The organism is Companilactobacillus musae (genome assembly GCF_003967595.1).
Lineage (GTDB): Bacteria > Bacillota > Bacilli > Lactobacillales > Lactobacillaceae > Companilactobacillus > Companilactobacillus musae.
In genome coordinates this window covers 1-12406 of the sequence record NZ_BIFW01000010.1, presented here as the reverse complement: position 1 = coordinate 12406, position 12406 = coordinate 1, and the positions used below count along the sequence as shown (strand labels likewise).

Below are 12406 nucleotides of genomic sequence, written 5' to 3'. Positions count from 1 at the left end.
AATTGAATCATTTTGAAACCCTTGAAACATGTGAAACTGCCAAGCTTTTGCGGAGCTTATAACCGTAAAAAGCGAATAGACCAATCAAAATCGTAAAGCCGGTTATGATTAATCCGGTGTCACGAGCATCACCCGTTTGTGGGTAAGATGACATGTTATTAACATTTACTGAAGGTGTTTCATATCCGGTATTAGCAACTTTACTTTCATTACCAGTGCTACTACCAGTATTATCACTATTCAGTACCACGTTAGCATTTGTACCGCCGCCACCTCCATCAAGTCTAGATGACTCTGATGCGCTAGCGACAACTGCTACCGGTGCTGACCTATCAGCGCCACCTCCTGTCGTACTGTTAGATTCGGCAATTACATGCGTAAAACCAAATCCTCCAATCACACCCAACAATATAACGGCAATTGCGAAGAAACCGACTACTCGCTTTTTGACTGTGAGACTTTTTCTAGTTCTCATTCTTTTCTTCATATAAAAAACCTCTCATCAAAAGTCTGTCTGTTTTCTCCTTACGCTTTGTATAATACCATCTGTACACTTCCTTCTTAATCCGAAATAATTAAGAATTTCTTACAAGAAGTGAATCATTTCTTTAAAAGGTAATATTTAACCAGATTGTGTTGTCCCGTGTATGGAAGCGCTTGATCAGCTTCGTAGACATATTTGAAATCTAATGTTTCTAAAAGTTTTTGCGGAGCTGGATTATCTTTTTCAGTTGATGCCCAGATCTCGGTTAACTTGAGATCATTAAATCCGTAGTCTAGCAACAGCTTAACTGCTTCTTTGGCATAACCTTTTTGCCGAAAGCTTCTATTAATAACAAAACCGATTTCACGTGTTAGCAACAACTCGGTTGATTCACCACGTTTATTCAACTCAATTATTCCGATCATTTGGTTTGTATCCTGCAAAGCAATGGCGTAGGCACCATCCCTTCGCTGATACATATCAAGGAGATCACGACCAAAGTCTACATCCTCGGTATACTCCAGTCCAGCTAATTTATGATTATTTTTATCTTGCACTAATTTAAGAAATTCTTCCAAGTCAGACATTGCAAAATTACGTATTTTTATGTGCTTTCCTATTAATTCCATGACATAACCTCATGTTAAGTTAATTTTCAATCTAATTTCTAGGTTTTTGATTTGCGGTACTTTATAATAAATCTAGTTCAATTATGAAAGGTGTGATTTTGTATGGATTTAGATTTTAAAGGACAAACTATTACAACAATTGGCAAGCCATTGACCGTGGGTGAAAACTTCCCCGACTTCACTGTTCTCAACAAGGATAACAATGAAATCAAACTAAGTAGCCTATTAGACAAGCCATTGTTGATCAGTGTCGTTCCAGATATCAATACTAGCGTCTGCAGCATTCAAACTAAACACTTTAATGAAGAAATTGACGGACACTCAGCTATCAATTTCGTAACTATCTCAACTAACACCCCAGAAGAACAAGCAAATTGGTGTGCCGCAGAGAATGTTAAGAATATGCAAATGCTCTCCGATATCGACCATGACTTTGGTAAAAAATCAAACATTTGGATCAGAGACCTAAACATCTTAGCCCGTTCCGTTTGGGTCGTAGACAAGAATGGTGAAATCATCTATTCAGAAATCGTACCCGTTCAAACCGATGAGCCAAGTTATGATAAAGTACTAGGCCAATTAAACGAATTAGTCAAATAGAGAGAGTGGAACAGAGGTGGTCAGTCCACGAGGATTTGCCTAAGTATCAAAATTGCACGCCGTTTTTGCGTGTGACTTCGATGCTGTAGCAAACCGGAAGGGATTGTCTCTGTGTAACTCGTTTTAATCAGAGAGCGGAACAAGCCTGGGAATTCCCAAGGATTAACCTAGCGTTGGAAATTACATGCGCACTTTGCATGTAGTTTTCAATGCGTAGCTAACCCGAAGGAATTGGCTTGTGTAGCTCGTTTTAATCAGAGAGCGGAGATGGAGCGGTCAGCTCCCGAGGATTAAGACTACTTTTTGGGTTGCTCGCATAGCGAGTGACACAGAAAGTTGACTTAACCGGAAGGAGTTGCTCCATCGTAGCTCGTTTCAAACAATAAAAGGCGGTCATATATAACTGACTGCCTTTTTTAATATCCAATTATCTACGACGATGCTTTACAAAAGTAACAAAATGCAAAATACATGCTAATAATACAAAGAAGATAACAGTAAAGGTCACATAGTTCAACCAAAAACTCCCTGAGATCCATGGGCTTAAAGGTACTTGAATCCCCATCGTTATTAGTGCCATTATGGCTATCATGAAGAATAACTGTATATATCTTTTCAAGGTTGAATCGTCCTTTCTTTTTCTAACAGAAATCTTTTTGGCATACTTTTGACACAGTTTCTTCTTATTATTAGGTATTTCTTTCATGCCAAAAGTTCCTGGTAATACAATCTCTCCTACTTTAATAACTCCGGCAGCTGACATTACTCGATCAATTGTCTTAAATGATTCGTCAGTTACTCCGGTAATAAAGTTTTCAAGTGGTGAAACATAACAAGAACTGATACTTAAATAATGCTTATTCTTAAATTGCCCCGGAATCGTATCGCCATTCTCTTTAAAATAAACCAATTTTGGACGCATACAATCAAAAAAGTTCTTCAAAACACCTGACAACTCACGGAAATATGTTGGTGCCGCAAAGACCCAGACGTCACTTTCGGCTAACTTTTGCGATAATTCATCTAAAACATCATTCTTCTCATGATACTTATGTGGTGTAATATCGTAATTTTCTAAGTATATGGTTTCTGTTTCAACGCCCTTGTCGACATTCTTCATAACTTCATCAAGCATCTTGGCGTTCAAACCATGCTCTTGATGTGAAGCTAAGATTCCTAATATCTTCATACGCAAAGTCCCCTTTATATATAAGTCTAATATACCGTGATATTAGATTCAAAACACTAGCTTTATTAAAAAATTGTTGCTACGATATGTTTAAATAAGGAGGTCTGGAATTTATGAAAGTTCTTATCATTGGTGCTCATGGTAAAGTGGGTCACCTACTAATTGGAGAATTACAATCAAAAAATATTGATTTCGTTGCTGGATTGCGTAGTCAGGAACAAATCAAGGCTTATAACGAAAACAACATTGAAACTCAATTTATTGATTTGACAGCCTCCCTTGACAGTATCAAAGATTCTATTGAAGCTTCTGGAGCCGACGTAATTGTCTTCTCTGCTGGTGCTGGCGGTGCCGGTTATGATTTAACTTTGGAAATTGATTTAGATGGTGCTATCAAGACGATGATGGTTGCCGAAGCTATTGGTATCAAGCGCTACATTATGGTTAGCTCGCTCTTTAGTGACAATCGTAGCAAGTGGGACGCATCAGGTATTAAACCATATATGATTGCTAAGCATTATGCTGATGATCATTTACGTGGCACTAATCTCGATTATACGATCATCCACCCAGGCGCCTTAACAAATGATGACGGTACTGGCAAAATCAAATTACTTGGTCCAAACGAATCAGGCAGCATCCCTCGAGTTGATGTTGCTCGTGCAATTGCATTGATTATTCAAAACCCAGCTACGATCGGTAAAGAGTACACCTTTGCTAGTGGCGACCAATTTGAAGAAGATATCTTTAACTAAATTCTAAAAAAGGCATTCTGCAGAATTTTGTGGAATGCCTTTTCATTCGTGTTTTTAATATATTTTAATCGTATAAATTATTTTAAATTTAATTATCGTTATATAATCCGAACTATAATAGATAATTTGTATAAATCAATCGTATTTTAGTTGTCTTTTTTCATAAACTCTGTAATACTTACTGAGTAATCAATGAAATAAACCTTAGGGGGTTAATATCATGGAATCAGAAGATCTCAGTTTTATGGAAAAGCTTTTTCATCTTAAAGAAGCTAATACAACCGTTAGACGTGAAATATTAGCTGGACTTACTACTTTTGTTTCGATGGCTTATATTTTATTCGTCAATCCGCAAGTCTTAGGAACTGCCGGTATGAATAAAGGTGCCGTCTTCACTGCTACTGCTCTTTCAGCAATTTTAGGTTCCGTCTTGATGGCATTACTTGCTAACTATCCTATTGCCATCGCTCCCGGACTAGGCGACAATGCCTTCTTTACTTATTCAGTTGTTCTAGCCATGGGTATTCCTTGGCAAACAGCTATGGCTGGAGTATTCATGTCCAGTATCTTGTTCCTATTGATCTCTGTTTTAAAATTACGTGAATTAGTTATTGATTCAATTCCGCACGACCTGAAACTAGCTATGGCATCAGGTATCGGATTATTCATTGCTTTTGTTGGCTTACAAGGTGGTGGCTTGGTTACTGCTAGTAAGTCAACTCTAGTTGAAATGGGATCCTTGACCGTTCCAACTACTTGGTTAACTATCTTTGGTTTGATCGTAACTGGACTATTAATGGCAAAAAAAGTCCCCGGATCAATCTTCATCGGTATGGTTTTGACAACTATTTTAGGACTTATTACTAAATTGATTCCTTTACCACACCAAGTTATTTCAACTATTCCTAGTATGAAACCTACATTTGGTGTCGGTATTGCTCATCTACCAGATCTAGCTGATCCCAAACTCTGGGCAGTCGTCTTAGTCTTCTTGCTAGTTGCCTTCTTTGATACTGCCGGTACTTTAATTGGTTTGGCTGAACAAGCTGGCTTTATGAAAGATAACAAAATGCCTCGTATCGGTCGTGCATTGATGGCTGATTCAATTTCTATGTTAGGTGGATCTGTTATGGGTACTACTCCAACTGCCGCTTACGTTGAATCGTCTGCCGGAATTGCTGTTGGTGGTCGTACAGGTCTGACATCTCTTGTTGTCAGCATCATGTTTATCATTTCAATGTTCTTCTCCCCGCTTTTGACAGTCGTTACTTCTAATGTAACTGCACCGGTATTGATCATCGTTGGTATTCTAATGGCCCAATCAATGAAACAAATTGATTGGAATAAGTTTGAAATCGCTATGCCAGCCTTTTTAACTATCGTTGGTATGCCACTGACATATAATATTTCTTACGGATTTGCTTTCGGAATTCTCTTTTATCCTCTAACAATGTGGGCAGCAGGACGTCGTAAGGAAATTACTCCAATCATGTATATTTTGTTCTTTGTCTTTATTGTCTTGCTCTATACTATTAATGTTTTACCTGGTAATTAAAGAAGATATTTTAAAGGATTCCGTCCTCCGCAACAAAGAAAATTGGTCTGGAACATAATGGGTACGATATTTGAAACCATTTTCTTTATTGCTCCGGACTGGGATATCATATACTTGATTTATCCCCAAAGTACCTACATAACCTTTTCTCAAATCTGACTATAACCGATACTAATTAAAAAAGAACAGTGAATATTAAGCCTTCCAAGTAGTAGTAAAGCTACCTGAAACTAATAGACACTGTTCTTCTTTTTTATATTTAAAATTGAATCACTAAAAAAAAATAGTCCGGAGCAACAAAACCGATGGGCTCAGCCGCGAAATTCTACTTAGTGAGGTACTCACTTAGTAGAAGGCCAGCATTTGAAACAATTCACAGAATTGGTTCAAATCTGTGCCCGCAGCGTTCCAGCCCAATCGGTTTTGTTGTGGAGGACGGCAAATTCAAAGTATGACCAAACTTGAAATTTTTTTTCATTTCCTTGATGGGCGCTTTCTTTATTCTTCAAATAACTACGCTTTATTTATTAGATCATTCATACCTTTGTTCATTTTTTCGTCATCTTCTTGATTAAACTGATTCTGAGATTGTCCGGTCGTTCCATCTGAACTTCCACCAATTGAAGGCTGTTCTGGAATTCTTCTATACTGACCGTCGGAATCCTGAAAGAAAGTGGCTTTATTGGCAAAGATTGGTGACCAAAATTTGCCAGGGATATTATTTGCTCCTGATGGAGCTTTAGAAAGAATTAAGGCTACCTTTTCTCCAGCTTGGGGAAGTCGATTACCTGCATACTCTACGGTTACAATTTCATCTGAATTTGCTTCTTCATCCGTTACGTTCATAGACGACTTATCAGCTACTGGTGCCAACATTTCTTTTTTAGTTATGTTTCCACCAACAAACATTACTCGAATTGTTTTATCTAGTTTAGAAGCATCACCACGTAAGACTTTATTTACATACACATTAGCGACCGTATAAGGATGACTTTCAAAAACGTAACTTTTGAGTCCCGTTATTTCGCCAATGATTGTTAATTCTCCCTGTTTTAACAGTTTGGAAAAAGTAGCTGGATAACCTACTAATGCCATTTCAGCTTCAGATTGAACTTTTTCATGACTGTAAAATTCAGCATTGATTTGTACCGCAGCTTTTTTACTAAGAGTTTTCTTGGATATTTTAGGCTTATCCTTAGAAACCACTTTTTCTTCAGCTGTATTTTTTCGGACATTGACATAATATGTAGTAAATCCACCAAACAACACCATTACGAGCGCTAGACCAACTACTATCTTCTTTGTCATTCTTTTGCTCCCCCATATGTTTATTGTTGTTATCTCTACAATCTAGTCTACCTAAATAAGTCTGATCAATATAGTAAAATTTCCATAAAAAAACATTACCCTGAACCTAGATGGCTCTTTCTCAAATCTGGTTATAACTGATACTAACTAAAAAAGAACAATGTCTATTAAGCCTTCCAAGTAGTAGTAAAGCTACCTGAAACTAATAGACATTGTTCTTCTTTTTTATATTTAAAATAAAGCAATAGTCCGGAGCAACAAAACCGATGGGCTCAGCCGCGAAATTCTACTTAGTGAGGTACTCACTTAGTAGAAGGCCAGTATTTGAAACAATTCGCAGAATTGGTTCAAATCTGTGCCCGCAGCGTTCCAGCCCAATCGGTTTTGTTGTGGAGGACGGCAAATTCAAAGTAATGTTTTTTCTAATTATCAAAATCAATCAATTGTAATCTAATTGCATTCAAGACGGCTATAATCGTTACACCAACATCAGCGAAAACGGCTTGCCACATATTGACCATTCCTAAAGCTCCTAATAATAGAAACAAAATTTTAACTACTAGAGCAAAGGAAATATTTTCAATAACAATTTGACGTGTTCTTTTAGCAATCTTCATTGCTTGAGATACCTTTGAAGGTTCGTCGCCCATGATAACAATATCGGCTGCTTCTACAGCAGCATCTGATCCCAAGCCACCCATAGCAAATCCAATGTCAGCTGTTGCCAATACTGGTGTATCGTTAATTCCATCGCCGACAAAGGCTACTTTCTTATTATTTTGATGTGAACTCTTTAGTAAATCATTAACGATTTGAACTTTATTTTCAGGCATCAAATCAGTATAAGCTTTTTGCATATGAAGTTTTTGTGCAATTGCTGATCCAACTTTTTGATTATCACCGGTCAACATGACTGTCTTTTCAATACCACGATTATTTAACAATTTGATAGCATTCAAAGCATCGCTCTTAGGTTCGTCCGCAATTACAATATCACCCCAGAACTTACCAGCCACAGCTACATAGACCACGGTTCCTATTACATTGGCTTCAGTGAAGTCAATCTTATTAGTCTTCATGGCCTTTGCATTACCAACAATCACGTTTTGTCCATTAACTTCAGCGCTAAGTCCATGACCTGCTTGTTCAAGCGATTTTTCAACTGGTAAAATTTTGCCTGTATAAGCATTCAAGATAGATACGGCAATTGGATGTGTAGAATTTTTTTCTACACTGGCTGCCATCTGCAATAGTTCATCTTTAGAAATTCCAGTCTGAGGATCAACAGCTACTACATCAAACTTTCCTTTGGTTAAAGTTCCTGTTTTATCAAAAGCTACTGTATCAACGGAATTCAAAGCTTCTAGATAATTGCTACCTTTAACTAAAATACCTTGTTTAGAAGCCGCTCCAATACCACCGAAGAAACTCAAAGGTACTGAGATAACCAGTGCACAAGGACAGGAGATAACTAGAAAAATCAACGCACGATAGATCCAAGTGTCCCATGTCCCTTGAAATACCAATGGTGGAACAATTGCTAAAACTACTGCCAAACCAACTACGATTGGTGTATAAATCTTAGCAAATTTAGTAATGAATTTCTCCGTATCAGCCTTCTTGCTACTGGCATTTTGAACTAAGTCCAAAATTCTAGCAACAGTCGAATCGTTATAAACTTTAGTAACTTTAATTTGTAAAGTTCCATTTTGATTAATTGAACCACTCAAAGCCTCGTCGCCGACTTTGATATTCTGAGGCATCGATTCACCCGTTAAAGCAGAAGTATCTACCGATGAATTGCCTAAAACTACAGTACCATCAAGTGGAATTTTTTCTCCTGGTTTAACTAAAATAATTTGTCCTTTTTCGACATAACTAGGATCGACCCTTTTAGTTTTATCGTTAAGCTTCAAAGTCGCAAAGGTTGGCTTAACTTCCAACAAAGCCGAAATTGATTTTTTAGAACGATTAACAGCCACATCTTCAAATACATTTCCTAATTCGTAAAACAGCATAACAGCGATAGCTTCAGGATATTCACCCAAAACTATTGCCCCAATGGTCGCAATACTCATCAGAAAATTCTCATCGAAGATCTCTCCGTGAAAAATATTTCTAATAGCCTTATAGACAATTCTGGCGCCTATTACTAAATAGGCCAAAACAAACGTTCCTACGTTGACTGAATCAGGAAGTAGTGAACTGGAACCTAATAGTAGTAGAATAAAGGAAATCAACAAACGAATAATAGTTAACTTAGTTGATTTGCTCAATTCATTTTTAACATGTTTTTGTTTCTTTTTAATTTTATATTCAGTTTGGACATCGTATGATTTCATCGAGAATATCCTCCTTTAAAATTGAAAAGGTTTACATGCTCATCTGAATATATGAGCAATCATTCATATATGAATTATAATATAATAGGTCTTGATGAATTTCAACCTATTTCCAATAAGAGGACAACTTATGCCAGAACAAAATTTTGAAATGGAACACCAAAAAGCATTGCACAATTTAAAGAAAAATTTACCTGATAATGAAGACCTTGAAGCTATGGTTAATATTTTTAAAGCTTTTGGCGATATGACCCGTGCCAAAATTATTTTTGCCTTGGCTGAAACACCATTAAGTGTTGGTGAAATTGCTGATACACTTGATATGAGCCAGTCTTCAATCTCCCACCAGTTAAGTATTCTCAAGGGATTAAATCTTGTTTCTAATGCCAGACGTGGAAGAAATATTCACTACCGTCTTAGTGATCAACATATCATTACTATTTTTAAACAAACCCAAGACCATATCATCGAAGATGAAAATGACTTTTAATAGATAGATTAATTTTCCAAATAAGAAAATAAAATCAGTCACTAAAATATTAGTGGCTGATTTTATTTTGTACCAAAAGAATGCGCTCACAACTATTGGCCTATACGGATTTCCCCCTCTCCACAAAAAAAGGTAGATTTCTCTACCTGATCTGTGAATATAAATTTAAATTGTTTTTCTAACACCACAATAACCATCACAGGCACACTTATCAGCACTGATCATTTTGCAATGACAAATTCCATCAGTTCTAGCGCAGCGACAACCATCATGACACTCCATTCCAGCATGGCAATATGGATTTCCGTCTGACATAAACTTCCTCCTACAAAAATATTTATAGATTAAGTTTAAAGCGATTATCAATCCATGTAAACATTATTTTATATTACATATATTCTTAAAATATATTAAAGATACTTAAAGCTTATTCTTCAGCCAATTAATATGGTTACTTTCCCGTTCAATTGCCCGAGTCAAAATCAAATAATGACCATAATTATCTTTTATTTTATTCTCAGTATCAAACACGGTTTGCAAACGGCCTTGCAAGTAGTCCAACTTAGTCTGCTTTATCTGTAACTCTTCTTTTAACAAAGTATTCAACAATGGATCACTTTCATCTTTTATAAAATACAATTTCAAAGAAAACAATTCTTCATTGTCATCTAATGGCTCTTGCATCCAAGTACGCAAAATCTGATGACCTTCAGTAGTCAAAGTATAAAAGGTAGACTTATCCTCATCATGATCCTTTAACCAGCCATCATCTTTCATTCGTCCCAATTCGGGATAAATTTGACTGTGTGAAGCATGCCAAAAATCTCCAACTTCATTTTTGAATTCCTGACTGATCTGATAACCAGACAAACTTCCCTTATTATTGATCAAACCAAGCAATACATATGGCAATATTCTTTTCTTAGGCATAATTTTCTCCAAAAAAAATGATATACATCTCTGTATATCATTCTAGCATGCTATTTGTTGATACGATGATAGTTTTCGTCAAAGTACTTGCCATTTCTAATATCGTTAGGCAATTCCTTGTATGGTGCTTCACTGATTACATCTTCGTTATTTTGACCAGCATCACCCATATATGTAATCTTAGCCATTTCAGGAACAACTAATTTAGGATATGTTTCATACTTCTCACGTGATTCTTCCATTAAATCAATATGTTCATTTTGGAATGTAACTGTAATTTCTGGATGTTCTTCAACCCACTTAGGGAAGAAAATTGTACCATGCATTTTGTTTTCATTAGGCATGAAATCAAGTGCAACATCAGTCCCAGTTGGTTCAGTCCATGAAACCTTATAAACGCCTTCAGTTAACATCAAGATATCTGCTTCTTGGTCCTTGACCCAACGTCCAGCAACCATACCACCATGAATTCGATAATCCACAGTATGATCATTCTTAGCGTACCATTCGTATTCCCAACCATTATCATATGTATAAATAAAATGTGTTCCTAAAAAGTCGTCTAAAGTTTTAAATGTTTTTGTCATAATTTTAATATCTCCTTAAAATCTCTTATGTCGTTATCGACAATGATTAGTATATGTCGTTAACGACATATAGTCAAGAGATTTATTTGAACAAAATAAAAACACCTACTATTTTGAAGTAGATGTTGTTTAAAAATTATTTATTCACCATTTGATTCATAACTCTAGCAGTCACCGGAACATCAGCATATTTACCAATAGAATCCTTATCCATCACAACTGTATTAGTATTTGACCCAGCTAGAGATTGAAAGGCTTGAATTTGTTGAGCTGTTAAGTACTTGCTATCAACTGTTGCTAGAGTGTCATTTAACTTTTTGATTTCGTAAGCTCTAGCATCTGCCTTTGCTTTAATAGCTTCAGCTTCCGCCTTGGCACTTGTAACTGTGGCCTCATTTTTAGCTTTGATTTCAATTTCAATACTTTTAGCATCACCGTTAGCTTTAGCAATTGCGGCTGTTTTTTCACGATCAGCTCTAATCTGTTTCTCCATTGATTCAGTAATTGAAGCAGATGGTTTCAATTCATCAATATTGACACGATCGACCTTGATACCATATGTATCAGTCAAATCCCCAATGGCAATCGACAAATCAGCATTGATTTTAGAAGTAGAACCAAGAGCTTCATTCAAATCTAATTTACCAATGATGTCACGTAAATGACCACGAACTAATTGCACCATTGATTCTACTGAATCACTATTTTCATATTCGAATTTTTTAGCATTAGTTACATGATAGTTCAAAGTAACTGTTGTTTGTACTTCGGCATTATCCTTTGTAATCACTGAATAACCTTGTAATGACAAAGGAATCATTGCTAAATTGACAATTCTAATTTTTTGAAAAATAGGAATATAAAGACTTAATCCGGCATTAACTTCACGGCTATATCTTCCTAGCGTTTCAACCAATCCTACGTGGTTTTGACGTACAACTTTAAATCCTAACATATTTAATCCCCTACTTTTCTGATTTTAATTCTTGAATAGTTAAAATATTTCCATTTGCTTTAATGACCTGATAATTACGGGTCTTATCAACCAAATCATTTGCCAAAAGATCATAACGATAATAGATACCCTTAACCTCGACCAAATCATTTGCCATATTGATCTTGTCCCCTCTAACGACTGATCCGACTATTTGGCGTTGTTCAAGATTATTGGTTGGCACCGTATCGCTAAGCTTCGTGACAATATAATTGTTGATACTTCGATTCTCCTTAGCTGCATCTTCAGAAATTCGATCATATAAACTTTTGTCTAATCTTAGTGCTATCATTTTATCTGCCATATCTATATTATATCATTTTCATATCACATTGATATCATACTGATATTGTCAATATGTAAAAAAATCTCAGTGCAATAATCACGGCTTTTACTCAAGTTCGGTTACAGTATAAGTTTGCCGTCCTCCGCAACAAAGAAAATTGGGCTGGAACGTAGTGGGCACGACTTGGAGCCTCTTGGCGTTGCCAACAGTCTTCAAGCTCGGCCTTATTCTAAGTGACTTCGTCACTAAGAATAATC

The 12406-nt window shown here is 36.2% G+C and carries 14 protein-coding genes; 4 read left to right on the top strand and 10 right to left on the bottom strand.

Translation table 11 applies throughout. The annotated features are described in order from the left end of the window. Positions 1-7 precede the first annotated feature (7 nt). On the bottom strand, positions 8-487 hold the full coding sequence (locus LAB100_RS10305) for an LPXTG cell wall anchor domain-containing protein (protein WP_119327093.1): 480 nt from the start codon (positions 485-487) through the stop codon (positions 8-10). Between the two features lie 113 nt (positions 488-600). Beyond that, complete coding sequence (locus LAB100_RS10300; protein WP_119327094.1) at positions 601-1113, bottom strand: GNAT family N-acetyltransferase; 513 nt, start codon at positions 1111-1113, stop codon at positions 601-603. 102 nt (positions 1114-1215) lie between these two features. Here LAB100_RS10300 and tpx point away from each other — a divergent pair, with 102 nt between their 5' ends. After that, positions 1216-1713 carry a thiol peroxidase gene (gene tpx / locus LAB100_RS10295; protein ID WP_119327095.1) on the top strand — a complete coding sequence of 166 codons (498 nt, stop codon included), beginning with the start codon at positions 1216-1218 and terminating at the stop codon, positions 1711-1713. 427 nt (positions 1714-2140) lie between these two features. Here the strand turns inward: tpx and LAB100_RS10290 are convergent, their stop codons facing one another. Beyond that, positions 2141-2902 carry a flavodoxin family protein gene (locus LAB100_RS10290; RefSeq protein ID WP_119327096.1) on the bottom strand — a complete coding sequence of 254 codons (762 nt, stop codon included), beginning with the start codon at positions 2900-2902 and terminating at the stop codon, positions 2141-2143. A gap of 113 nt (positions 2903-3015) precedes the next feature. Between LAB100_RS10290 and LAB100_RS10285 the strand changes: the two genes are divergently transcribed. After that, entirely contained in the window at positions 3016-3657 is a 642-nt protein-coding gene (locus tag LAB100_RS10285) for an SDR family oxidoreductase (RefSeq protein ID WP_119327097.1), read from the top strand. A gap of 220 nt (positions 3658-3877) precedes the next feature. Next, positions 3878-5212, top strand: coding sequence for an NCS2 family permease (locus tag LAB100_RS10280; protein ID WP_119327098.1), 1335 nt, complete (start codon positions 3878-3880; stop codon positions 5210-5212). A 513-nt stretch (positions 5213-5725) separates the two neighbouring features. Here LAB100_RS10280 and LAB100_RS10275 read toward each other — a convergent pair. Together LAB100_RS10275 and LAB100_RS10270 are read right to left on the bottom strand one after the other, a co-directional pair. Further along, on the bottom strand, positions 5726-6520 hold the full coding sequence (locus tag LAB100_RS10275; protein ID WP_119327099.1) for a hypothetical protein: 795 nt from the start codon (positions 6518-6520) through the stop codon (positions 5726-5728). Positions 6521-6942: 422 nt separating this feature from the next. Next, positions 6943-8862, bottom strand: coding sequence for a heavy metal translocating P-type ATPase (locus LAB100_RS10270; RefSeq protein WP_119327100.1), 1920 nt, complete (start codon positions 8860-8862; stop codon positions 6943-6945). Between the two features lie 130 nt (positions 8863-8992). Here LAB100_RS10270 and LAB100_RS10265 point away from each other — a divergent pair, with 130 nt between their 5' ends. After that, positions 8993-9352 (top strand): ArsR/SmtB family transcription factor, encoded by a 360-nt coding sequence (locus tag LAB100_RS10265; protein ID WP_119327101.1) that lies wholly within the window; start codon positions 8993-8995, stop codon positions 9350-9352. 165 nt (positions 9353-9517) lie between these two features. Here LAB100_RS10265 and LAB100_RS11595 read toward each other — a convergent pair whose 3' ends face one another. The 5 genes from LAB100_RS11595 to LAB100_RS10245 form a co-directional block, all read right to left on the bottom strand. Further along, positions 9518-9667, bottom strand: coding sequence for a hypothetical protein (locus LAB100_RS11595; protein WP_162894248.1), 150 nt, complete (start codon positions 9665-9667; stop codon positions 9518-9520). 105 nt (positions 9668-9772) lie between these two features. Then, a complete protein-coding gene (locus LAB100_RS10260) occupies positions 9773-10282 on the bottom strand; it encodes a PadR family transcriptional regulator (protein ID WP_119327102.1) in 510 nt (169 codons plus the stop codon). 50 nt (positions 10283-10332) lie between these two features. After that, a complete protein-coding gene (locus LAB100_RS10255; RefSeq protein ID WP_119327103.1) occupies positions 10333-10869 on the bottom strand; it encodes a phenolic acid decarboxylase in 537 nt (178 codons plus the stop codon). A 136-nt stretch (positions 10870-11005) separates the two neighbouring features. Beyond that, on the bottom strand, positions 11006-11824 hold the full coding sequence (locus LAB100_RS10250) for an SPFH domain-containing protein (RefSeq protein ID WP_119327104.1): 819 nt from the start codon (positions 11822-11824) through the stop codon (positions 11006-11008). Between the two features lie 10 nt (positions 11825-11834). Beyond that, the gene (locus tag LAB100_RS10245) at positions 11835-12167 is read right to left on the bottom strand and encodes a toxin-antitoxin system HicB family antitoxin (protein ID WP_119327105.1); all 333 of its coding nucleotides are present in this window, start codon (positions 12165-12167) and stop codon (positions 11835-11837) included. Positions 12168-12406: the final 239 nt, after the last annotated feature.